The following is a 21,287-nucleotide window of genomic DNA, read 5'->3' as shown; positions in this document are numbered from 1 at the left end:
AGTGTTCGGTAAATACTGTGGGAAACCAATTGGTTATATATCTAGTGCTGGTACGCCCAAGGGGAATCGAACCCCTGTTCCCGCCGTGAGAGGGCGGTGTCCTGACCGCTAGACGATGGGCGCGCGCCAGATAGTCAGTGCTTGTAGCATTTCGATTGGGAAATGGTACACCCAACGGGACTCGAACCCGTGTTTCCGCCGTGAAAGGGCAGCGTCCTAGACCACTAGACGATGGGTGCATATTGCACGGACGTCCGTATAGGGTGGTTACCGGCTGAGTGCAAGAGTGAATTTCCCCCTCAGGCGATGATTTCAGAAAAAATCTGGAATTTCTGCGATTGTGCCATTCGCATGTCCCTAACAGCCGTTGAAGGTGACCGGTCCCTTGTGGCCACGCGGCCGCTGGCGCACATCCACATGGATGAATTTTTTGCCCGGATAACAGCCAAGCCCGCCCACTATGCCATCACGCATGGCATAGGCAATCAGCTTGTTTTTGGAAACGCCGGGAATAAAGAAATCCGCCGCCATGCATTTTTTGTGCAAGCTGCCATCGGCCCCGCCCACTGCATAATTGTGCCAGGGCGTGCGATAGCCGGAATTCATCACCACCTTCTTGCCGAAAAACCCTTCAAAATTCCAGATGACCAGCCTGAGTGCCGGTGACAGGCAAAGCGTGTTGACGCTGTCGCTGGCGACATAGACGCCAAGGTTGGATTTATAGGGGCTGTATTCGTTGCCCCAGCCATTGGCAAACAGGGCCAGTGGTGCACAACCACTCAGCAGGGCAAGACAAACGATAATGGCAAGAACAGGTTTCATGGATATCCATCCCGGCCCCGAACATCTGCGGGCGAGGGGCCTTGCGGCTTTTGATTTCCATAAAATTAACGGGCGGCTGCTAACCGCCCGCTAACCAGCAAGGTAAATTAAACCTTAACCATCAGATTTTGCCGGTTTCCCGGGGTGTGGGGCCGGCGAAAAAATTACCAGGAGCCGGTATTGGGCATCGAGGCCCAAGGCTCTTGCGGCGGCAAATCACCATCCTGGATCAGTTCAACAGAAATACCGTCCGGTGAGCGCACAAACGCCATATGCCCGTCGCGCGGCGGACGGTTGATCACAACGCCCATATCCGACAAATGCTGGCACAGCGCATAGATGTCTTTCACCCGGTAGGCGAGGTGGCCGAAATTGCGCCCACCGCTATATTCTTCAGGGTCCCAGTTATAGGTCAGCTCCACTTCGCCACCTTCATCCCCCGGTGCCCGCAGGAAAATAAGCGTGAAACGGCCCTTTTCATTTTCAATCCGCTTGACCTCTTCAAGCCCCAGACCTTCGCAATAAAATTTCAGGCTCGCATCGACATCGGTCACGCGTACCATTGTGTGCAAATATTTCATGGGGAATTCTCCTGTTTGGCGGTATTTGGTATTATCGTTCACCCTTAGCAAGATCACGGCAAACCCCGCAATGGTGGCAATCTTTGGGGCGCGTGAAAGTTACCCACAAACAAATTTGAAACGACTCCTTAACTTTTTGTTGTGAATCGGCCAAACTGCACTTCTGTGTAAGCGTATACCTCGCGAAGCGGGCGGGGCAGTGTGTGAAGAGGCGTTGCGATATGGGGGCCAAATATACTCTGGACGGCGAGGAGCCGGCAACGAACGCTATAGACAGCGCGTCCCGGTCTGCTGAAACGTCCACGCCCACACCAGACAGCGATCTGGATGTGATCGAGGTCAGTGGTGCCATCAAATGGTTTGATGTGGCCAAAGGCTTTGGTTTCATCGTGCCTGATGATGGCGCGCCTGATGTGCTGCTGCATGTCACTTGCCTGCGCCGCGACGGCTATCAGACAGCCTATGAAGGGGCACGCGTTGTTTGCGAGGCGCTAGCCCGTCCCGGCGGCATGCAGGCCTTCCGCATCCTCTCCATGGATGAATCGACAGCCCGCCACCCCGCGCAAATGCCGGCGCCCCGCACCCATGTGGTCGTGGAACCTTCCAGCAAGCTGGAACGTCTGGAAGTGAAATGGTTCAACCGCGTGCGCGGCTTTGGCTTTTTGTCTGCGGGGGAAGGGCATCCCGACATTTTCGTGCATATGGAGACCTTGCGGCGCTTTGGCCTGACCGAGTTGCGCCCTGGCCAGTTCGTTCTGGCGCGTTATGGCGATGGTCCCAAAGGTCTCATGGTTGCCGAAATTCGCCCCGAGGGTTGGGGCGACGCGCCGTCCTCGCATTAGTCGGTCTGTCGGCACGCCAATGCGGTTGACGAATGTGGCCCGCAGAGGTGTTGATGCGTAATATTTTCCTGAAACTTGTCCTTGTTCTGCTGCTGTTCCTGCCTGTCGCCGCGTGCAGTCAGGAGGATAGTGCCGTTCTGCATACGGCAACCGGCGCGCACAAGTTCAAGGTGGAAGTTGTCGATAACAATGAGACACGCGCCAAAGGGCTGATGTTCCGTCAGGAACTTGCGCCGGATGCGGGCATGCTGTTCGATTTCCGCGAAGAACGCCCGGTGGCCTTCTGGATGCGCAACACCTTTATTTCGCTCGACATGATCTTCATTGCCGCTGATGGCACAGTGCGCAATATCCATGCTTACGCCAGACCGCACGATCCAACGTCCATCCCCTCAGATGGGCCGGTACAGTTTGTGCTTGAAATTCCCGGCGGGCGGGCCGCTGAAATTGGTCTCGAGCCGGGCGACCGGCTCGAGCATGCGCGGGTTACGGAATAGGCGGGTTTGCGGGGGCTAGATTGCCCCGCGCACCTCTGGCCGCACCTGACCGGTATAAAAATCTGCCAATTGTGCCATCAACGCGTCCGGCAGTGATGACCGTGCGCTGGCCGCAACATTGTCGCTCAGCTGGTCGGGGCGACTGACCCCGGCAATGATTGTCGACACGGCAGGATGATCCAGAATCCAGCGCAGCGCCAAATGCGACATCGGCCAGCCCTCGGGCACCATGTTCTGCAATTGACCGGTCAGTTCGACGCCTTTTTCAAACGGAATGCCACCAAACGTCTCGCCCACCGAGAACGCCTTGCCATCACGATTGTAATTGCGGTGATCACTTGGGGCAAAGCGGTGGTCCTTGCCGAATTTGCCCGACAAAAGCCCGCTCGCCAGTGGCAGCCGCACGATTATGCCCACATCAGCCGCCGCCGCGCGATCCAGCAAACGTGTCACAGCATCCTGCCGGAAAATATTGAAAATGATCTGCAGTGTCGCAAGTCCGGGTTGTTCCAGACAGATCAGCGCTTCCTCAATCGTCTCGACACTGGCGCCCCAATGCCGCACCAGCCCGTCGCGCTGCAAGGCGTCCATCCATTGAAAAATGGCACCATCACGTAACACCTCGGTCGGCACGCAATGCAATTGCGCCAGATCCAGCGTTTCCACGCCCAGCCGTTTGGCGGATCCCTCAAGGCTGGCCCGCACCGCTGCAAGGCTGTATCCGTCCGGATAAAGCCCCGCGCCGCGCCCCACTTTGGTCGCGACCAACTGGCCCGATGTTTGCGGCAGATAGGCCCCGATCCGCTGCTCGCTTAGCCCGCCGCCATAAACATCCGCCGTGTCCCAGAAGCTGACCCCCAGCTCAACCGCCCGGTCCAGAATGGCCGTTGCGGTCTCATCGCCCATCGCGCCGAAATCACCGCCCATCTGCCAGCAACCGAGCCCGATCTCCGATACCTGATAATCCGTCTTGCCCAGTCGTCGCAGTTTCATCGCATTTCTCCAAAGGATGCATAATAGTTGCCCCGCACCATAGGCTGCGCGGTTTCCGCACGCAAACCCCGGGCCGTGACGCGCATAATGTATAAGAACTAGTGCCGCGCCGCGGCCGTGTTCGCTCCGGCACGTGCGCTGGGCAGCTTGGGCGCCGCATTGCCCCAGGCCATGATCAGCGCCGACAAGGCAGACGCTTCGTCGAGGGGCTCAATTGCCGCATTGGTCCAGCCCCGCGCACCCCAGCCATCCGGCACAACCGAAAAAATCTGCGGGTCAGAGGCAATCACCATGTCCTGCTGTTCCAACGACAGCTTCAGCACCATGTATTGGGATGAGGGCAGGGTGGCAAATATCTTGCCGCCCACACGGAAATCCGGCGAGTCAGCATTGCTCGACCGCCGCGCATCCGGAAGCGTAAGTATCAACGCTGTAAGGTCCTCAATGTCCATCTGCCATCCGCATACCAGATTTGGTGACCCCGGCAGGGTCCCAAACCAGGGCTTAACATACCGTACTCGTAATAATTTAGCGTTAGGGTGCAGGGCGGAAAAAGCAAGGTCTCGGGGATGATTGTTCACCGATTGAGCCCAGTCGCCTGATCATCAGGCCTGCTTTGCCCGGCTTCGAGCGATCAGCCTTGTGTGTATCTGCCCCGGTCTGTTCAGTTGCCATCTAGTCTGGCATCACCACACGGCATGACCAGTGGCGGCATTGGTGACTGGCGGCAATATTGTACACTTCCGTGTAAGAGCAGTGTTGCACGGTTGGTGTTCGCTCGATGTGATTTAGCAAAGACTATTTGTCTAGTAACCAATTAGCCAGTTCATCCCGGGTTTCGTTCATTAGGATGGTTGACCCGGTTGCCGTTAGATGATGACCGTCAGAGTAAATCGGGTTGCCATCTGAAATCTGTGCGCACTCTGTTGCTGTGCATAGCGCTTTAAACGGGTCAGTGACCAAACCCCATTCGTAACTGGCGGCGAGGCGCGCATTTATCGCTTCGCGCTCAACATAGAACGGGTCTGCCCGCGAGATAGTCGCGCACCGCGCGGCGCTTTCAATGATCAACTCTGGAATGGCGCACCCCGCTGGCTGGCGGTTCTGGAACCATTCCGGCACATTCAACACGATGCCGATTGAGTCGTGATCAAGGTTTGTCAGTTCGTGCAACCGGCTGGCCGCGGCTTGGCCTTCAACCTCTTTCCGTCCAGCCCATCGTGGTGCAAGCAGGGCCTTTTCTGGCCCGATTTCGCTTATGAAAGCGCTTTGACCTGCAAGGCGGCTGGCGCAATCATAATCGCGGTCCTCTTGCTGCCCTGTCACCGGGCTGCACCACGGGTCGTAATGGAGAATTGCAAACCCAAGGTCATGCGTTTCGCTATAGCTGATTAGCCCTGCATATAGATGGCGGGCGTGGCTGTCGCCAATGACGACAAGCTGGATATCGTTGCTGCTGTCCGGATGGGCGCATTGCGGGTATGGGCAGCCCTCATAGCCGCCCGTCGCGTTTGAAAATATATCGTCGCTTATCCGTTGGGGAAACCCGCCAAAAACCATAATGGCTACCGCCGCCAAAGCCAGAACAGGGGCCGGCAAGGCCGTTCTGATGATATGCTTTCGTGACCTGCGAAGCGGGTTCTCGATAGTGAAGTGCAACACTGTTGCTGCACAAACTGAAGCGGATGCGATTAACACCCAGTCCAGCACAGTGGGGGGGCGATAGATCGCATAGAGCCAGAAAACTACAATTGGCCAGTGGGTGAGGTATAGGCTGTAAGATATCCGCCCCAGAAAGCGAATTGGGCGATTGGCGAGGGTCATGAGGCCGATGCCGGACTGCCCGGAATAGATCAGCGAGGCTGCGGCAGCTGTTGGCAGCAAACCGGATTGGCTGGGGAACCTGGCGTCAGTGCCAATGCGCAGGACGGTGAACGTTAGCGCGGCGAGCGCCATTGCAAACAGGATGTTTGATCTGCCACCGCGCCATTTTGGCAGGTAGATGAGCAGGGCACCGGCAGCAAACTCGAATATGCGAAATGGCGTATTGTAGAAGACCAGACTTTGCCGCCCATCCAGCAACCACCCGGCCATGAATGACGCAACGCAAATAGAGGCAATCCAGATGGCCGGTTTGCGCGTGTGAATTGCGCAAATAACGAGCGGCCATAGCAGATAGAATTGCAGTTCAACGCCGATGCTCCAGAGGTGGAGTAGGGGAATATATTCTGCATCAAGCGAAAAATATCCGCTGGTGCGCCAAAAGAAGATGTTTGGAACACCTGATGCCGATGCCAGGGCAGAGGCGGCCAGTGACGAAAGGTGCGTGGTGTTGAGCAGCAAAACACCGAGAACAAGGGTTGCGGCGATTGTGGTGAACAACGCTGGCAGGATGCGTTTGGCGCGGCGGGCGTAAAAGTCACTGAATGTGAAGGCGCCGGCGTCCAGTTTCGCGGCAATCATTGACGTGACCACGAAACCGCTGATGACGAAAAACACATCGACGCCGACAAAGCCGCCGGTGAAGCCGGGCACCTGAAAATGAAATGCCAATACCGCAAGAACGGCGAGGCCGCGCAAGCCCTCTATATCCGGGCGGAAGCGACCGCTATGCGCAACTGACATATATTCAATACCCTCGGCAGCAAACGCCTGAACCTAGATTTGTTCACCCCGCCCGGCAAGGCAGGGTTTTTATTGTCCAAAGGACAAACAGCCAAACACAGGCATGCAGCAAGGCATCCGGCCATAGGACACTGAGGTGGGGTCGCGCATGGTCTGTCGATTTTGGTAAACATGATTGTGGCAGAGACGCAAATACGGAATTAACATCCGTGGTAGCCCATAGGCCAGTGCAAGGCTGCGGTAAATGCTGGTTCACCGACTGAGCCCAGTCACCATATCGTCAACTCGCTTTGCCCGGCTTCGAGCGATCCGCATTGTTGACCGCTGCCAATACGGTGCATATCGCTTCAGAAGCAGTCCTGCGCAAGTTCACGGGCAGTGTTCTGCTCTAAAGATCTTCAAATATGCCCGGTCCCTCGCCGTCGGGGAACAACGGTTCTGGCTTTGGTTCGCCGGGGGTAGTCTCAGGGTCTGCTGGCTTAGGCGTTGGTAACATAAGCGGTCCTCCGCAACTATGCATGCACCTTCATCGCCGCCAAAAAATATAACATAATTCATGCGGCATTCAGTTGATAAGCGTGTCAGTGCGGATTTTTATTATACATATAAAGTGCTATTCTATTTAGATCGTATAAATACAAATAACGCTGTCAGGTAGTTCGTGATTTGTTTGTAAGTTTTTGGCAAATGCGACTGTGGCCGGGCCTGCTATGTTGGCGCGCAAGTGGGCTGAGGCGAGGGCATCGGTCGCGGCAATGCCGGGGCGAATGATAGCAGCTTTAAAAGGTAGGAAACCGCACCGGTGCTGAATGGCCGACAAAGCGAAGGGTGGGCCGCCAGTCAGTTATTGATCTAAGTGGTTGTTGGTGACCCCGGCAGGACTCGAACCTGCGACCTTTAGCTTAGAAGGCTATTGCTCTATCCAGCTGAGCTACGGGGCCATATCTTGCCTTTAGCCTACCCGGTGGCGTTTGTCAGGGCATGGCGGGCGCTATTCCGCTGATTTTTAGGTTATGCCCCGCAGGTTGGCAGCCACGGTTTGTTCGGAGCGGCGGGGTGGGGCGGCGCTGCCGCGAATGACCAGTTCCGAATGCAACATCACCCGTGCGGGGCTGCGGCGCGCGGCGTTGCGCTCCAGCATGTCCAGAAGCGCTTCGGCGGCAAGGCGCCCGAGGTCTTCGGTCGGTTGGTGTACGGTCGTGAGTGGCGGCGAAAAATGCGCGGCCAGCTCAATATCGTCAAATCCCACCACCGAGATTTCTTTCGGGCACCGGAAGCCCATTTCCTGGGCTTGCGACAAAAACCCGATCGCCGTCACGTCACTGGCACAAAACACGGCCGTCGGCGGCGCATCCTGCGACATGAGAAGCCGCGCGGCCCGCACGCCACCATCAATGGTGAAGCCGCCCTCGATCACATAATCCGGCCACACTTTCAGCCGTGCGCCGGCCATGGCTTGACGAAAGCCGCGTTCGCGTTCCTCACCCAGAATATTGTCAGCCGGACCTGCCACATGGGCAATTCGGGTATGCCCTATATCGATAAGATATTGCGTCGCCTGCTCGGCGGCTTCCACATTATTGGTTTTCACCGTGCTGTAGGGACTGTTGGGAATGACCTCGCAGGCCACAACGATAGGGGGGTGTTTGGGATCTTGAAACAACCCTTCAAGGTGCTGCAGCGGTATCGAGCCATCAAACAATAACAGCCCGTCCGCGCGGTTCGAGCGCAAGTAGTCGCGCAGACGCTGCTTGCTTTCCTCATCGGGTGTGCAATTGGCAACCAGAACGCTGTAGCCTTGCGCGGTGGCCTCTTTTTCAATCGCCCCGAGTATGGGCGAAAAGAACGGGTTCGACACATTGGGCAGCGCCACCAAAATCGTCTTGGTGTTCCGCATGCGCAATGAGCGCGCGGCCTGGTTCAGGGTATATCCGGTGGCTTCAACCGCCAGGCTCACCTTTTCGCGCATCTCCTCAGAGACCCGTTCAGGGTTGCTCAGGGCGCGGCTGACAGTTGCTGTTGAAACAGAGGCGTGGCGCGCAACATCTTGAATGGTCGGCGTTTTTACTGTCTCTGACATCGCGCGGATACATTCCTCTTGGTCAAGTTTATTGTCCTTGTGTAAATCGATCTTGACACATCGGCAAGAAGTGTCTGAGATTGCATGATCGATTGTGAGGGCAGCGGAGGAGTTGTTCTGTAATCGATTACAAGTTGGTTTCACTCGCTATTCCCGGCGCATTAAGCCGGGCAGGGTGGAGCTATCTTCGCGGGAGCAACAGGCTCCAAGTGAACGTTGGGAGGACTACCTTATGAAGAATACTATGGTTGCCGCTGTAGCGGCGATGCTGTTGAGCAGTACGGCTGTTTCGGCTGTCGAACTCGAAGTCACCCATTGGTGGACATCGGGTGGCGAGGCTGCGGCTGTTGCAGAACTTGCCAAGGCGTTTGACGCCACAGGCAACACCTGGGTCGATGGCGCCATTGCTGGCGGCGGCGGCACAGCCCGTCCTGTCATGATCAGCCGCATTCTCGGCGGCGATCCGATGGCGGCTACCCAGTTCAACCACGGTCGTCAGGCAGAGGAGCTTGTGGAGGCAGGCCTGATGCTCGACCTCACCGATGTGGCTGAAGCTGAAGGCTGGCGTGAAGCTATGGCCGCACCGGGCATGCTGGATTCGTGCACCATCGATGGCCGCGTCTACTGCGTGCCGGTGAACATCCACTCCTGGCAGTGGCTGTGGCTGAGCAACAAGGCATATGAAGATGCAGGCGTGCCCGTTCCCACCAATTGGGACGAGTTTGTTGCGGCTGCGCCCGCGCTTGAAGAAGCCGGCAAGATCCCGCTCGCCATGGGCCAGCAGCCCTGGCAGTCCTCGGGTGCCTTCGGCGTGATGGCAGTTGCCATTGCCGGTCTCGACACATGGCTCGCTGTCAATCGCGACAAGGATGCCGAAGTCGCTGGCGGTCCGGAATATGCCAAGGTTTTCGAAGCATTCGGCAAGGCCCGCGAAATGTCGGCCGGCTCGAACGTGCAGGATTGGAACCAGGCCACCAACATGGTGATCACCGCCCAGGCTGGCGGCCAGATCATGGGTGACTGGGCTCAGGGTGAATTCCAGATCGCAGGCCAGGTTGCCGGCGAAGACTACACCTGTCTGCCGGGTCTGGGTGTGAACGAGATCATCTCCACAGATGGCGATGCGTTCTACTTCCCCAAGCTCGACGATCCTGAAAAGGAAGCGGCCCAGAAGCAGCTGGCGTCCGTCATGTTCTCCAAGGAAACCCAGCTCGCCTTTAACCTCAAAAAAGGTTCGCTGCCCATCCGTAAGGACGTTGATCTTGCAGCGGCAAACGACTGCATGAAGAAAGGCCTTGCCATCTTGGGTGACGGCAATGTCATGCCCTCGGGCAACCAGCTCCTGTCCCCGGATACCTCAACCCAGATCGAAGGTCTGATGGTTGAGTTCTGGAACGATACCAGCATCACGCCGGCCGACGCGCAGGCAGCCTATGCTGATATCATCGCAAGTGCTGACTAGTCTCTAGCGACACCATGCACCGCTCCTGCCGGCTGGCTATCCGGTCGGCAGAAGCGGTCATCTGACCCGGAGAGGCTTGTGGCCCAGGGCACTGCCCCAATAGCGGCCCCGCCTCTCCATTCAGACCAATTTTGTCCAAAGGAGACTGGCAATGGCGCAAGCATCGCGTCCACCGCAGATATTCCGGAACCTGCCGGCGAAAATAGCGGCAATTCCAATGGTCGTCACAGCGCTGGGGATTTTCCTCGGTTGTACCATCTGGACGATCGTTTATTCATTCACCAATTCCAAGCTGCTGCCGCGGCTGAACTTTGTCGGCTTTGACCAGTATGAACGGTTATGGAGCACGCGCCGCTGGCTCGTTTCCATCGAGAACCTGTTCATCTACGGTATTGCCTCGGTCGTTCTCTCTTTGGTTATCGGGTTCGTTCTGGCCGCTTTGCTGGACCAGAAAATCCGCTTCGAGAATACCTTCCGCACCATCCTGCTGTATCCCTTCGCGCTCAGCTTCATCGTCACCGGTCTGGTTTGGCAATGGGTGCTCAATCCCGAATTCGGCATCCAGAAAATCGTCCGCGACATGGGCTGGACCAATTTCGTCTTCGATCCGCTCTACACCTCGGATCTGGTGATCTATGGTTTGCTGATCGCCGGTCTGTGGCAGGGCACCGGCCTTGTCATGTGCCTCATGCTCGCCGGTCTCCGGGGCATTGACGAGGATATCTGGAAGGCCGCCCGCGTTGACGGCATTCCCATGTGGAAGACTTACCTGCTCATCGTCATTCCGATGATGCGGCCTGTGTTCATCACAACACTGGTCATCATCGCCTCGGGCATTGTCCGCCTTTACGATCTGGTTGTGGCCCTCACACAGGGCGGCCCCGGCATCGCGTCCGAAGTCCCCGCAAAATATGTCTACGACTACATGTTCCAGGCGCAAAACCTGGGGCAGGGCTTCGCCGGCTCCACCGTCATGTTGTTGTCGGTCCTGATCGTGCTCATTCCGTGGGCCTACCTCGAATTTGGAGGCAAGAGAAAAAATGTCTGATACCGCCATGACATTCGAGGGCCCACATGGGCCAAAACCCAAGCCGCGCCTGTCGCGCCGCAACATCATCATCTATGGCAGCCTGATCGTTATCTCGCTTTACTATCTGCTGCCGCTTTACGTGATGATTGTCACCTCGCTGAAGGGCATGCCTGAAATCCGTCTGGGCAATATCTTTGCGCCCCCGCTCGAGATTACCTTCGAGCCCTGGGTCAAGGCCTGGTCCGGCGCGTGCACCGGGTTGAATTGCGATGGCCTCAGCCGCGGCTTTTTCAACTCGTTCAAGATTCTCATCCCCTCGGTCTTCCTCTCGATCATTATCGCATCGGTCAATGGCTATGCCTTGGCAAACTGGAAGTTCAAAGGTGCTGATGTCTTCTTCACCATCCTGATTTTCGGGGCCTTCATTCCCTATCAGGTCATGATCTATCCGATCGTTATCATCCTGCGCGAAATGGGTCTTTACACCAAGCTGGAAGGTCTGGTGCTCGTGCACACAGTCTTCGGCATGCCGATCCTGACCCTGCTGTTCCGCAACTATTTCTCGTCAATGCCCGAGGAGTTGTTCAAGGCAGCCCGCGTCGACGGCGCCGGGTTCTGGGGGATCTATTTCAAGATCATGCTCCCCATGTCCCTGCCCATTTTCGTGGTCGCCGTCATTCTGCAGGTGACCGGCATCTGGAACGACTTCCTGTTCGGTGTGATCTACACCAAACCGGATAATTACCCGATGACCGTCCAGCTCAATAACATCGTGAACTCCGTCCAGGGTGTGAAGGAATACAACGTCAACATGGCAGCAACCATCCTCACAGGGCTGGTGCCACTGACGGTCTACTTCATCTCCGGCAAACTCTTTGTCCGTGGCATCGCCGCTGGCGCAGTAAAAGGCTAATCGACATGACCAGTGTTTCCGTCCAGAACCTTGATCTGAATTTTGGTGCCGTCGAGGTCTTGAAAAATATGTCCCTCGATGTGGATGATGGTGAATTCATCGTCCTGCTCGGCCCCTCGGGCTGCGGCAAGTCCACCTTGCTGAACTGTATCGCGGGCCTCCTCGATGTCACCGGCGGCCAGATCCATATCTCCGGCAAAAACGTCACCTGGGAAGAGCCCAAGGATCGCGGCATCGGCATGGTGTTCCAGTCCTACGCGCTCTATCCGCAAATGACGGTGAAGGGCAATCTGTCCTTCGGCCTCAAGAACCAGCGTCTGCCCAAGGACGAAATCGAGAAGCGGGTGGCCCGTGCGGCTGAAATCCTGCAGATCGAGCCCTTGCTCGAACGCAAACCGGCAGCCCTCTCGGGTGGTCAGCGCCAGCGTGTGGCCATCGGCCGTGCCCTGGTGCGGGATGTGGATGTGTTCCTCTTTGATGAACCGCTGTCCAATCTCGACGCCAAGCTGCGCTCCGATCTGCGTGTGGAAATCAAGCGTCTGCATCAGCGTTTGAAGAACACCATGATCTATGTGACCCATGATCAGGTGGAAGCCATGACCCTGGCAGACCGGATCGCGATCATGAAGGGCGGTATCATCCAGCAGCTTGATACACCGCACATGATCTACAACAAGCCGGTCAATCTCTATGTGGCAGGCTTCATCGGCTCTCCGTCGATGAACTTCCTCCACGGCACGCTCGAAGGGGGCAGCAGCCCCGTTGTGGTTACCGGCGGCGATACGATTGCTGTCGACGGTTACAAATTCGAGAAAAAGACAGAAGGTGCTGGTCAGCGTGTCGTGCTCGGTGTCCGTCCCGAGCATGTGTTCATCGAGGAGGCTGCCACTGCCATGCCGGTGACCCTTGATGTCGAGGTCGAAATTGTCGAGCCCACTGGTTCCGATACCCTGGCCTGGACACGCATTGGCGGCACGGCGGTCACCTTCCGTTGCGATTCAGAGGTTGATCTCAAGCCGGGTCAGAAAATCAAGATCGGCTTTGATCCCGGCCGCGGATCGATTTTTGACGAGACGACCGGCGACCGCATCTAGCGGCCGCCGTCCAAAGAGTGAGGGGCATTCCCCCTGAATTGAATATGTGCCGCAGGGCACCAAACAAGGCTGAGAACAATGGACATCTCGTTCCAACTTTATAGCGCGCGCAATTTTCCGCCGCTGACCGACACACTCTCCAATCTTGCGCGGTTGGGATACAATCAGGTTGAAGGCTTTGGCGGCCTCTATGCTGACGCCGCCAGCCTCGCCAACGCCTTGAAAGCGAATGGCCTGAGCATGCCCACCGGTCATTTCGGGCTCGATATGCTTGAGGACACCGCGACCGCCATGAAAACCGCCGAAATCCTTGGCATCAAAACCCTGTTCTGCCCGGCCATTCCCCCCGAACAGCGCAGCCAGGACGAGGCCGACTGGGTCAAGCTGGCCGAAAAACTGGCCACCCTCGGCGAGACCTACAAAAAGGCTGGCTTCGGCTTCGGCTGGCATAACCACGATTTCGAGTTCAAACCGACAGCGTCCGGCAAGCTCCCCATGGAGATCCTGCTCGACACCGCCAGCGACATTCAGTGGGAATGCGATGTGGCATGGGTCGTAAAGGGCGGGCACGATCCGCTGACATGGATCGATCGTTACGCCGATCGTGTTCCCGCCATTCACGTCAAGGATATCGCGCCGGCAGGCGAATGCGTTGATGAAGACGGTTGGGCAGACGTTGGCCATGGCACCATGGACTGGCAGGCCATTCTCGATGGCGTCCGCGCCAAAACGAAATGCCAGTATTTCGTCATGGAGCATGACAATCCCTCGGATGTCAGCCGTTTTGCCAGCCGGTCGATTGACGCGCTCAAAAAGCTCGGAGCCTGAATATGAGTAAAACCTATGGTGTCGGCATCCTTGGTGCCGGCAATATCTCCGCGGCCTATCTGCGTCTCGCGCCTCTGTTCAAAGGGCTCGAGGTGCGTGCGGTGGCCGATATTATGCCGGCCGCTGCCCAAAAGCGCGCCGACGAATTTAATGTCGCCGCCCAAACGCCTGACGAGCTGCTCAAGAACTCGGAGATTGATGTTATCGTCAATCTCACGGTTCCCGCAGCCCATTATCAGGTCTCGATGGATATCGTCTCGGCGGGCAAACACTCCTATTCCGAAAAGCCTTTCGTGCTCAGCCTTGAAGAGGGTGAAGCGCTGAAAAAGGCAGCGGAGACGAACAACGTCGCCGTGGGCAGCGCGCCCGACACCTTCCTTGGCGGCGCGCATCAGCAGGCGCGGGATATCATCGACAGCGGCAAGCTGGGCACCATCATGTCCGGCACCACCCACGTCATGAGCCGAGGCATGGAGCATTGGCATCCCAACCCGGATTTCTTCTTTCAGGTTGGCGCCGGCCCAATTCTCGATATTGGTCCATACTATGTCACCGATCTGATCCACCTGATCGGTCCGGTAAAACGTGTCACGGCCTTTACCAACATGGCCCGCGCCGAGCGTGAAATCACCACCCCGGATTCGCCCCTCAAGGGCACCATGATCAAGGTGGGCACGCCCACCACCATTCACGGTGTGCTGGAGTTCCACAATGGTGCGATTGTCACCATCGGCACCAGCTGGGACGTGGCCAGCCATGGCCATAACAATATCGAACTATACGGCACCGAGGGCAGCATCTATGTACCCGATCCGAACTTCTTCGGCGGCGACCTGACCATCACCGATATTGCTGGCACCAAGCAAAAGGTCACCCCCTGGGATCATCCTTTTGGCGTCGCCAATCAGGATCTGGACAAGGACGTTCCCCGTGCCAATTATCGCACGGCAGGTTTGGCGGACATGATCGCCGCAGTTGATGCCGGCCGCCCGGCGCGGTGCGGGCTCGATGTTGCTTTGCATGCGGTTGATGTGATGACGTCTTTGCTCAAGGCCGGTGAAACCGGGCAGGTGATGACCCTCACCACCACTTGCGAACGTCCCGCAGCGCTTGATCCGGCAGCGGCACGGGCCTTGATGAAGTAACGGATACAATAACACGATATTGCGGGGCGGTTGTTCGGCCCGCAATCCCCGAACAAAAAAACAAGGCGCTGGCGGGCATGCATTCGTCAAACAGGGCGCTTGGGAGACTAGAAAATGAAGACGATCAAAGGTCCGGCACTGTTCCTTGCGCAATTTGCCGGAGACGAGGCACCCTTCAATTCGTTCGACGCCATTTGCAAATGGGCCGCAGGCCTTGGCTACAAGGGCGTACAAATTCCCACATGGGACGCGCGCCTGATTGATCTGGATAAGGCCGCATCCTCCAAAGATTATTGCGACGAACTCGCCGGCACCGCCAAAAGCCACGGCATTGAGATCACCGAATTGTCGACCCATTTGCAGGGTCAGCTCGTCGCCGTACATCCTGCCTATGACATTGCTTTCGATGGCTTTGCAGCGCCCGAAGTGCGCAATAATCCCAAGGCCCGTCAGGCCTGGGCCGTGGATCAGGTGCTCAAGGCGGGCAAGGCCTCAAAACATCTCGGTATCACCGAGCACGCCACCTTCTCCGGCGCGCTTGCCTGGCCCTATATCTATCCCTGGCCCCAGCGCCCCGCAGGCCTGGTTGAAGAAGCTTTTGATGAACTGGCCCGTCGCTGGACGCCGATTCTCAACCAGTTCGACGAACTGGGCATCGATGTCTGCTACGAAATTCACCCCGGCGAAGACCTGCATGACGGGGTCAGCTATGAGATGTTCCTCGAGCGCGTCAATAATCACACCCGTGCCAACATCCTCTATGATCCCAGCCACTTCGTGCTGCAATGCCTTGATTATCTTGACTTTATCGACATCTACAAAGACCGGATCAAAATGTTCCACGTCAAGGATGCCGAGTTCAATCCCACAGGGCGGCAGGGCGTTTATGGCGGCTTCCAGTCCTGGGTAGACCGCGCCGGGCGCTTCCGCTCGCTTGGCGATGGTCAGGTTGATTTCGCCGGCATTTTCTCCAAAATGGCCGCCAATGATTTCGATGGCTGGGCCGTACTGGAATGGGAATGCTGCCTGAAGCACCCAGAAGACGGCGCGCGTGAAGGGGCACAGTTCATTGCTGATCACATCATCCGCGTGACAGAAAAAGCCTTCGATGATTTCGCCGATGGCGGCAGCGACAAGGCGGCAAACCGTAAAATGCTCGGTCTGGGCTAGGGTATTTCCGGAATAAAAGGCCCGCTTTTAGGGTTCGGAAACGAGACATTTCAAAGACTTATAGCCAATCTTTTGAGCTACTCAAAAGATTGGCTTCAACTATAACTTCGAGGAGAAATCCCATGGCAGAAACAGGCGCAAGGCGTATCCGCCTCGGCATGGTGGGCGGCGGCACAGGCAGCTTTATCGGTTATGTCCACCGCATCGCGGCCCGCATTGATGGCGATTATGAACTGGTAGCAGGCGCTTTGTCGTCCAATCCGGCCACGGCAAAGGAATCCGGTAAAAATCTTGGCCTCGCCGAGGATCGTTCCTACACCAGCTATGCAGATATGGCGGCCGCTGAATCCGTCCGGGAAGATGGCATTGAGGCGGTGGCGATTGTCACGCCCAACCACGTCCACGTCGGCGCGGCCAGGGCTTTTCTGGAAGCGGGCATTCATGTCATTTGCGACAAGCCGCTTGCCTCAAAGCTCGAAGACGCCCGCGAACTTGCGGGTATCAAGCCCAAAAACGGTGCGAAATTCCTGCTGACGCACAACTATACCGGCTATCCGTTGATGCGGCAGGCCCGCGATATGGTCGCCAGCGGCAAGCTGGGCAAACTGCGTCTGGTCCAGGCCGAATATCCACAAGACTGGCTGGCCGAAGAAGTGCATAACAAGCAGGCCGACTGGCGCACCGATCCGGAAAAGTCCGGCATTGGCGGCTGCATCGGCGATATTGGCACCCATGCCTATAATCTCGCCCGTTTCGTCACCGGTCTGCAAACCGAGGCCATCTGCGCTGATCTCTCAACCTTTGTCCCGGGCCGTCAGGTCGATGACAATGTCAATATCATGCTCCGCTTCGAAGGTGGCGCACGCGGCATGCTCTGGGCGTCACAGGTGGCAGTCGGCAACGAGAATGGTTTGCTGTTGCGCGTTTATGGCGAAAAGGGTGGTCTTGAATGGCGTCAGGATGAACCGAACAAAATGTGGTTCACCGAATTTGGCCAGCCCAAACAGCTTTTAACCCGTGGCGGGGCAATCTCAGGCGGCGAGGGGGCAGCGGTCCGCATTCCCGCCGGTCATCCCGAAGGCTATCTCGAAGCTTTTGCCACGCTTTATGCCGATTTCGCCGAGGTCATCCGGTCGGGCAAGGACAATGCGCTTCTGCCCACGCTGGCCGATGGTGTCGAGGGCATGCAGTTCATCGTCGCCGCTGTGCACTCGAGCCAGAACGACAGCAAATGGACCCGTTTGTCTGACGTTTAGAGATAATCCGGCAAGCAAAAATGCATGTGGCGGCCACTGGCCGCCACTTTTCGTTCCGCTGACAGGCGAACCAGCCCGAAGCGCCTAATGCGTCCAGGGCGCCTTGCGGTCATTGCGGAAATTGTCCGGATAGGAGACGCGCTTTGTCGTCGGCTGATGGTCCGGCTGCACCTGATAGGCAAGCCCGGCATTGCGGGCATAGGCTTCAGCTTCCGCCAGGGTATCGAAGCTCAGTTCCACTTGCGATTTCATGTCGGATGAAGAGGTGTAGCCCATCAACGGCTCCACTTCGCGGGCAACGCTCGGCTCATGCACCAGAATCCACTGCCGGGTCTTGGCTTTGCCAGACTGCATGGCATTGCGTGCGGGCCGGTAGATGCGAGCTGTCATCGTTATTCCTCGTCAACTGAAGTATTGCGATCAAAGCCTAGCCGCTTCGCTATCGGCAATACCACAATAATACGCCAGCTTTTTTGGGTTTCCCCCAAGGGGAGGTGCCAAAAACACAAAACGTTACCGCATGGTCGGGGCAGCAAGACTCGAACTTGCGACCCCTGGTTCCCAAAACCAGTGCTCTACCAGGCTGAGCTATGCCCCGGACATTGCGGTGTCGTGCGCTCCGATTACACATTCTGGGGAAGAAGGGCAAGCCTTACCAGACGACTATAATCAACAGTTGACCCTAATCGCCAAAATAGGCATGCATTCCGTATGTTAAACGCCCAAAATAAATGGCCTCTGGCCTTTTCCCGCGTCGCGCTGCCGGTTTATCTGGCTGCTCTCGTGGCCATTTTTCTGGTTCTTCTGGCGTTGGACGCGCCGGTTACCATCTGGGCGCATGAAAATCTCATCGGCTGGCGGCCCATTTTCGAGATCGTCACCATTCCGGGCAATTCCAAATGGACCCTGGTCCCGCTACTGGTTCTGATGATTCTGGCCTTCGGCGTCAGCCGGCTTTTGCCCGAAGGCGTTCGCCGGGTTCAGATGACGACCATCGCCTCGGTAAGCACTTTCCTGTTCGCGGGCGTGGCGCTGCCCGGCATTATCAGCAATTTCATCAAACGCATTCTGGGGCGCGCGCGCCCGGTGCATTTCGACGAGTTGGGCATTGCCCATTTCCGGCCCTTTAGCGACTGGTCGTATCAATCCTTCCCCTCGGGCGACACCACAACGGTTTTCGCAACAGCCGCGGTCGTTATGTTCTTCTGGCCCAAATGGGGCCGTCTCCTGCTCATTGGTGCTGCATTGGTGGGGTTCGCCCGCATCGTTCTGGGCGTGCATTTCCCCACCGACGTTTATGGCGGCCTGCTGCTGGGCACTTTCGGTGCCTATGCCGTGCGCAATTTCTGCGCGGAGAGGGGCTGGCTCTTCATCCAGACCGAAGACGGGCGATTTGTGCCCGCTTTGAAGTGGCCCCGCGCCTAGGCCGTAGCCATATAGCGTTCCAGTCCCGCTTTAAGGTCAGCCTTTAAATCGTCCATGCCTTCAAACCCGGTATGGATGCGCAGCAAATTGCCGTCCTCACGCCAGGGCACAGCAGTGCGGATACGGGCCGGATTGACGGGCAGGATCAGGCTTTCATATCCGCCCCACGAATAGCCCATCCCATAAAGCTCGATGTCATCCAGCATTGCTTGAAGCGCCGCGCGCGGTGCCGGCTTCAGCACAAAACTGAACAGGCTGCCCGATCCGGTGAAGTCGCGTTTGAACAGGTCATGATCAGGGTGCGAGGGCAGGGCCGGGTGCAATACCTGGCGCACGCCCGGCTGGCGCTCCAGCCAGCTTGCCAGTTCCAGGGCCCGTGCTTCATGCTCCTTCATCCGGATCGCCAGTGTGCGCAATCCACGGGCGGCAAGAAACGCGTCATCCGGCGAAGCGCATGTGCCCGTCAGCAGGTGGGTTTCCCGTAACTTGCCAAACCAGTCTGCATTGGCCGAAATTGTCCCGAACATCGCATCGGAATGCCCCACAAACATCTTGGTGCCCGCATGCACCACGATGTCGGCTCCCAGCTCCAGCGGCCGGTAATAAAGTGGTGTTGCCCAGCTATTGTCCACGAGTGTCGTTATCCCGCGGGCCCGTGCCACGGCGGTGATCGCGGGCAGATCCTGCACCTCAAAGGTCAGCGAGCCGGGGCTCTCGGTAAAAATCGCGCTGGTATTGTCCGAAATGAGATCTGCAATGCCTGCGCCAATACGCGGATCGTAATACCGCGTGGTAATTCCCATGCGTGCCAGCACGCCATTGCACAGCTTGCGCGTCGGCTCATAGGCGCTGTCTGTCATCAGCAGCTCATCCCCCGCTTTCAGGCAGCTCAAAAGCGCAATCGTGATCGCCGAAAGTCCCGATGGGGTCAGTACGGTGCCCGCAGCACCCTCCAGTTCGCTAACAAGGGTTTCCACGCTGTGTGCGCTCGGATTTCCTGTGCGGCCATAGCGGTAGGGCTGGGTGCCTTTTTCAAGGGCGTCGAGTGTCGGAAAGACGACTGTAGAGCCGCGTGTGACTGGAGTATTCACGAAGCCATGATGCTCTTCTGGCCAGCGCCCGGAATGGGTCAGTATGGTTTCCATTGAAGGCTTATCATGCTGTTCTATAGGCGCTTTTGTCATTCAATACTCTCTGCACTTGCGTGTATTCTTTAGGGCGATGCGGGTAACTGGGTAGTCAATTTCAGTAAGTTTCAAGTCAACGCTTGACCTAATGGTCAATAATAGGCTTCGATACCTTCCAGCATCGTCTCTGTTTGGACAAAACAGTAGATGCATTCAAAACGGACGCAAACTAGGCAAATCGTTTTGGAAGATAATAGGGTTAGGAAAAAAGGCATTCAAATGCACAAAAAACTCGTATCACTTGCCCTTGCCGCTTCGATGGGTTTTACAGCGACTGCAGCTTTTGCTGACACGCTGGAAGACGTCAAGGCCAAGGGTTATCTTCAGTGTGGTGTCACCGGCGGCGTTGCCGGTTTTTCTGCGCCGGACGCAAACAACAACTGGACTGGTCTGGAAGTTGATTATTGCCGCGCCGTCGCAGCAGCCATCTTTAACGATCCGGACAAGGTTCGTTACACCCCGCTGACCTCGACAGAGCGTTTCGCCGCCCTGTCCTCTGGTGAAATCGACGTGCTTTCCCGTACCACAACCTGGACCATGAGCCGCGATACCCAGCTGGGTATCAACTTTGCCGGTACCATGTTCTATGATGGTCAGGGCTTCATGGTGCGTGCAGCTGACGGCATTAGCTCGGCAAAAGACCTTTCCGGTGCAGCTATCTGCATCGAGCAGGGCACAACAACCGAATTGAACGCCGCTGACTACTTTGCTGCAAACGGTATGGAATATAATCCGATCGTATTTGTCGCTCAGGACGAAGTGTTCGCAGCTTACCTCGATGGCCGTTGCGATGTTTACACCACAGACTCCTCGGCACTCGCTTCCGAGCGTGCGGTCAAGACATCCGATCCCTCCGAGCACATCATTCTGCCGGAAATCATCTCGAAAGAGCCGCTCGGCCCCTCCGTGCGCCAGGGTGATGATACCTGGTTGAACATTGCACGCTGGACCTATTTCGCAATCCTCAACGCTGAAGAACTTGGTGTAACCCAGGCAAACGTTGATGAAATGCTCGGTTCCGACAATCCCTCGATCAAGCGTCTGCTTGGCGTTGAAGGCGACTTCGGCACACCGTTGGGTCTCGACAAGGATTGGGCCTACAACATCATCAAGCACCTCGGCAATTATGGCGAAATGTACGAACGTCATGTTGGCCCGAACACGGCAATCGGCCTGGAGCGCGGCATCAATGCGCTTTGGACAAAGGGCGGCATTCAGTACGCACCTCCGGTTCGCTAAGAGCTGACTATCAGTCCCGGCGCTTCCTCGTAAGAGGCGCCGGGCACTTCGCTGAACGCGGTTGAAGCCGCGCAGCTTTTAGTTTTCGCCTATTGGAA

General features: G+C 57.0%; 20 protein-coding genes and 4 tRNA genes. 12 read left to right on the top strand and 12 right to left on the bottom strand.

Annotated features, from left to right (window positions below):
* Positions 1-48: 48 nt before the first annotated feature.
* The 4 genes from L1P08_RS06330 to L1P08_RS06315 form a co-directional block, all read right to left on the bottom strand.
* Positions 49-123 (bottom strand) — tRNA-Glu (locus tag L1P08_RS06330).
* A gap of 40 nt (positions 124-163) precedes the next feature.
* Positions 164-239 (bottom strand) — tRNA-Glu (locus L1P08_RS06325).
* Between the two features lie 118 nt (positions 240-357).
* Positions 358-822 carry a YcbK family protein gene (locus L1P08_RS06320; protein WP_303619154.1) on the bottom strand — a complete coding sequence of 155 codons (465 nt, stop codon included), beginning with the start codon at positions 820-822 and terminating at the stop codon, positions 358-360.
* A gap of 164 nt (positions 823-986) precedes the next feature.
* Positions 987-1,403 (bottom strand): VOC family protein, encoded by a 417-nt coding sequence (locus L1P08_RS06315; RefSeq protein WP_303619153.1) that lies wholly within the window; start codon positions 1,401-1,403, stop codon positions 987-989.
* A gap of 221 nt (positions 1,404-1,624) precedes the next feature.
* On the opposite strand from L1P08_RS06315, the gene L1P08_RS06310 reads away from it, so the two are divergent.
* Both L1P08_RS06310 and L1P08_RS06305 read left to right on the top strand, forming a co-directional pair.
* Positions 1,625-2,245: a cold-shock protein gene (locus L1P08_RS06310; protein ID WP_303619152.1), complete on the top strand. Its 621-nt coding sequence runs from the start codon at positions 1,625-1,627 to the stop codon at positions 2,243-2,245.
* 53 nt (positions 2,246-2,298) lie between these two features.
* Positions 2,299-2,742 carry a DUF192 domain-containing protein gene (locus L1P08_RS06305; protein WP_303619151.1) on the top strand — a complete coding sequence of 148 codons (444 nt, stop codon included), beginning with the start codon at positions 2,299-2,301 and terminating at the stop codon, positions 2,740-2,742.
* Between the two features lie 15 nt (positions 2,743-2,757).
* On the opposite strand, the gene L1P08_RS06300 is transcribed toward L1P08_RS06305, so the two are convergent.
* The 5 genes from L1P08_RS06300 to L1P08_RS06280 all read right to left on the bottom strand — a co-directional run bounded on the left by L1P08_RS06300 (position 2,758) and on the right by L1P08_RS06280 (position 8,440).
* Positions 2,758-3,735, bottom strand: coding sequence for an aldo/keto reductase (locus tag L1P08_RS06300; protein WP_303619150.1), 978 nt, complete (start codon positions 3,733-3,735; stop codon positions 2,758-2,760).
* 98 nt (positions 3,736-3,833) lie between these two features.
* Complete coding sequence (locus tag L1P08_RS06295) at positions 3,834-4,187, bottom strand: MmcQ/YjbR family DNA-binding protein (protein WP_303619149.1); 354 nt, start codon at positions 4,185-4,187, stop codon at positions 3,834-3,836.
* A 346-nt stretch (positions 4,188-4,533) separates the two neighbouring features.
* A complete protein-coding gene (locus L1P08_RS06290) occupies positions 4,534-6,360 on the bottom strand; it encodes an acyltransferase family protein (RefSeq protein ID WP_303619148.1) in 1,827 nt (608 codons plus the stop codon).
* Between the two features lie 864 nt (positions 6,361-7,224).
* A tRNA-Arg gene (locus L1P08_RS06285) sits at positions 7,225-7,301 on the bottom strand.
* Between the two features lie 65 nt (positions 7,302-7,366).
* Positions 7,367-8,440, bottom strand: a complete 1,074-nt coding sequence (locus L1P08_RS06280; RefSeq protein ID WP_303619147.1) for a LacI family DNA-binding transcriptional regulator — start codon at positions 8,438-8,440, stop codon at positions 7,367-7,369.
* A 232-nt stretch (positions 8,441-8,672) separates the two neighbouring features.
* Between L1P08_RS06280 and L1P08_RS06275 the strand changes: the two genes are divergently transcribed.
* The 8 genes from L1P08_RS06275 to L1P08_RS06240 all read left to right on the top strand — a co-directional run bounded on the left by L1P08_RS06275 (position 8,673) and on the right by L1P08_RS06240 (position 17,338).
* Positions 8,673-9,902, top strand: coding sequence for an ABC transporter substrate-binding protein (locus L1P08_RS06275; RefSeq protein ID WP_303619146.1), 1,230 nt, complete (start codon positions 8,673-8,675; stop codon positions 9,900-9,902).
* 151 nt (positions 9,903-10,053) lie between these two features.
* Complete coding sequence (locus L1P08_RS06270; RefSeq protein WP_303619145.1) at positions 10,054-10,950, top strand: carbohydrate ABC transporter permease; 897 nt, start codon at positions 10,054-10,056, stop codon at positions 10,948-10,950.
* Complete coding sequence (locus tag L1P08_RS06265; protein WP_303619144.1) at positions 10,943-11,845, top strand: carbohydrate ABC transporter permease; 903 nt, start codon at positions 10,943-10,945, stop codon at positions 11,843-11,845. The genes L1P08_RS06270 and L1P08_RS06265 overlap by 8 nt, the downstream gene beginning before the upstream one ends.
* A gap of 5 nt (positions 11,846-11,850) precedes the next feature.
* A complete protein-coding gene (locus L1P08_RS06260; protein ID WP_303619143.1) occupies positions 11,851-12,939 on the top strand; it encodes an ABC transporter ATP-binding protein in 1,089 nt (362 codons plus the stop codon).
* Positions 12,940-13,017: 78 nt separating this feature from the next.
* Positions 13,018-13,767, top strand: coding sequence for a sugar phosphate isomerase/epimerase family protein (locus L1P08_RS06255; protein ID WP_303619142.1), 750 nt, complete (start codon positions 13,018-13,020; stop codon positions 13,765-13,767).
* A 2-nt stretch (positions 13,768-13,769) separates the two neighbouring features.
* A complete protein-coding gene (locus L1P08_RS06250; protein WP_303619141.1) occupies positions 13,770-14,912 on the top strand; it encodes a Gfo/Idh/MocA family protein in 1,143 nt (380 codons plus the stop codon).
* Positions 14,913-15,026: 114 nt separating this feature from the next.
* A complete protein-coding gene (locus L1P08_RS06245; RefSeq protein WP_303619140.1) occupies positions 15,027-16,082 on the top strand; it encodes a sugar phosphate isomerase/epimerase family protein in 1,056 nt (351 codons plus the stop codon).
* Between the two features lie 122 nt (positions 16,083-16,204).
* The gene (locus L1P08_RS06240) at positions 16,205-17,338 is read left to right on the top strand and encodes a Gfo/Idh/MocA family protein (protein ID WP_303619139.1); all 1,134 of its coding nucleotides are present in this window, start codon (positions 16,205-16,207) and stop codon (positions 17,336-17,338) included.
* A gap of 84 nt (positions 17,339-17,422) precedes the next feature.
* Here L1P08_RS06240 and L1P08_RS06235 read toward each other — a convergent pair whose 3' ends face one another.
* Positions 17,423-17,728 (bottom strand): ETC complex I subunit, encoded by a 306-nt coding sequence (locus L1P08_RS06235; protein ID WP_303619138.1) that lies wholly within the window; start codon positions 17,726-17,728, stop codon positions 17,423-17,425.
* 131 nt (positions 17,729-17,859) lie between these two features.
* Positions 17,860-17,936 (bottom strand) — tRNA-Pro (locus L1P08_RS06230).
* A 113-nt stretch (positions 17,937-18,049) separates the two neighbouring features.
* Here L1P08_RS06230 and L1P08_RS06225 point away from each other — a divergent pair.
* Positions 18,050-18,763 (top strand): phosphatase PAP2 family protein, encoded by a 714-nt coding sequence (locus L1P08_RS06225; protein WP_303619137.1) that lies wholly within the window; start codon positions 18,050-18,052, stop codon positions 18,761-18,763.
* Here L1P08_RS06225 and metC read toward each other — a convergent pair.
* Entirely contained in the window at positions 18,760-19,908 is a 1,149-nt protein-coding gene (gene metC / locus L1P08_RS06220) for a cystathionine beta-lyase (RefSeq protein ID WP_303619136.1), read from the bottom strand. The two genes, L1P08_RS06225 and metC, sit on opposite strands and share 4 nt — an antisense overlap.
* 261 nt (positions 19,909-20,169) lie before the next feature.
* On the opposite strand from metC, the gene L1P08_RS06215 reads away from it, so the two are divergent.
* Positions 20,170-21,189, top strand: coding sequence for an amino acid ABC transporter substrate-binding protein (locus tag L1P08_RS06215; protein ID WP_303619135.1), 1,020 nt, complete (start codon positions 20,170-20,172; stop codon positions 21,187-21,189).
* Positions 21,190-21,287: the final 98 nt, after the last annotated feature.

The sequence above is a fragment of the Mariluticola halotolerans genome (assembly GCF_021611515.1).
Lineage (GTDB): Bacteria > Pseudomonadota > Alphaproteobacteria > Rhizobiales > Devosiaceae > Mariluticola > Mariluticola halotolerans.
The sequence above is the reverse complement of the archived record's forward strand: the minus strand, read 5'-3'. Positions and strand labels throughout refer to the sequence as shown.

Excerpts from the sequence above, each read along its gene's own strand:
- L1P08_RS06320 (WP_303619154.1), bottom strand. The coding sequence starts at position 822 with ATGAAACCTGTTCTTGCCATTATCGTTTGTCTTGCCCTGCTGAGTGGT.
- L1P08_RS06315 (WP_303619153.1), bottom strand. The coding sequence starts at position 1,403 with ATGAAATATTTGCACACAATGGTACGCGTGACCGATGTCGATGCGAGC.
- L1P08_RS06310 (WP_303619152.1), top strand. The coding sequence starts at position 1,625 with ATGGGGGCCAAATATACTCTGGACGGCGAGGAGCCGGCAACGAACGCT.
- L1P08_RS06305 (WP_303619151.1), top strand. The coding sequence starts at position 2,299 with ATGCGTAATATTTTCCTGAAACTTGTCCTTGTTCTGCTGCTGTTCCTG.
- L1P08_RS06300 (WP_303619150.1), bottom strand. The coding sequence starts at position 3,735 with ATGAAACTGCGACGACTGGGCAAGACGGATTATCAGGTATCGGAGATC.
- L1P08_RS06295 (WP_303619149.1), bottom strand. The coding sequence starts at position 4,187 with ATGGACATTGAGGACCTTACAGCGTTGATACTTACGCTTCCGGATGCG.
- L1P08_RS06290 (WP_303619148.1), bottom strand. The coding sequence starts at position 6,360 with ATGTCAGTTGCGCATAGCGGTCGCTTCCGCCCGGATATAGAGGGCTTG.
- L1P08_RS06280 (WP_303619147.1), bottom strand. The coding sequence starts at position 8,440 with ATGTCAGAGACAGTAAAAACGCCGACCATTCAAGATGTTGCGCGCCAC.
- L1P08_RS06275 (WP_303619146.1), top strand. The coding sequence starts at position 8,673 with ATGAAGAATACTATGGTTGCCGCTGTAGCGGCGATGCTGTTGAGCAGT.
- L1P08_RS06270 (WP_303619145.1), top strand. The coding sequence starts at position 10,054 with ATGGCGCAAGCATCGCGTCCACCGCAGATATTCCGGAACCTGCCGGCG.
- L1P08_RS06265 (WP_303619144.1), top strand. The coding sequence starts at position 10,943 with ATGTCTGATACCGCCATGACATTCGAGGGCCCACATGGGCCAAAACCC.
- L1P08_RS06260 (WP_303619143.1), top strand. The coding sequence starts at position 11,851 with ATGACCAGTGTTTCCGTCCAGAACCTTGATCTGAATTTTGGTGCCGTC.
- L1P08_RS06255 (WP_303619142.1), top strand. The coding sequence starts at position 13,018 with ATGGACATCTCGTTCCAACTTTATAGCGCGCGCAATTTTCCGCCGCTG.
- L1P08_RS06250 (WP_303619141.1), top strand. The coding sequence starts at position 13,770 with ATGAGTAAAACCTATGGTGTCGGCATCCTTGGTGCCGGCAATATCTCC.
- L1P08_RS06245 (WP_303619140.1), top strand. The coding sequence starts at position 15,027 with ATGAAGACGATCAAAGGTCCGGCACTGTTCCTTGCGCAATTTGCCGGA.
- L1P08_RS06240 (WP_303619139.1), top strand. The coding sequence starts at position 16,205 with ATGGCAGAAACAGGCGCAAGGCGTATCCGCCTCGGCATGGTGGGCGGC.
- L1P08_RS06235 (WP_303619138.1), bottom strand. The coding sequence starts at position 17,728 with ATGACAGCTCGCATCTACCGGCCCGCACGCAATGCCATGCAGTCTGGC.
- L1P08_RS06225 (WP_303619137.1), top strand. The coding sequence starts at position 18,050 with ATGTTAAACGCCCAAAATAAATGGCCTCTGGCCTTTTCCCGCGTCGCG.
- metC (WP_303619136.1), bottom strand. The coding sequence starts at position 19,908 with ATGGAAACCATACTGACCCATTCCGGGCGCTGGCCAGAAGAGCATCAT.
- L1P08_RS06215 (WP_303619135.1), top strand. The coding sequence starts at position 20,170 with ATGCACAAAAAACTCGTATCACTTGCCCTTGCCGCTTCGATGGGTTTT.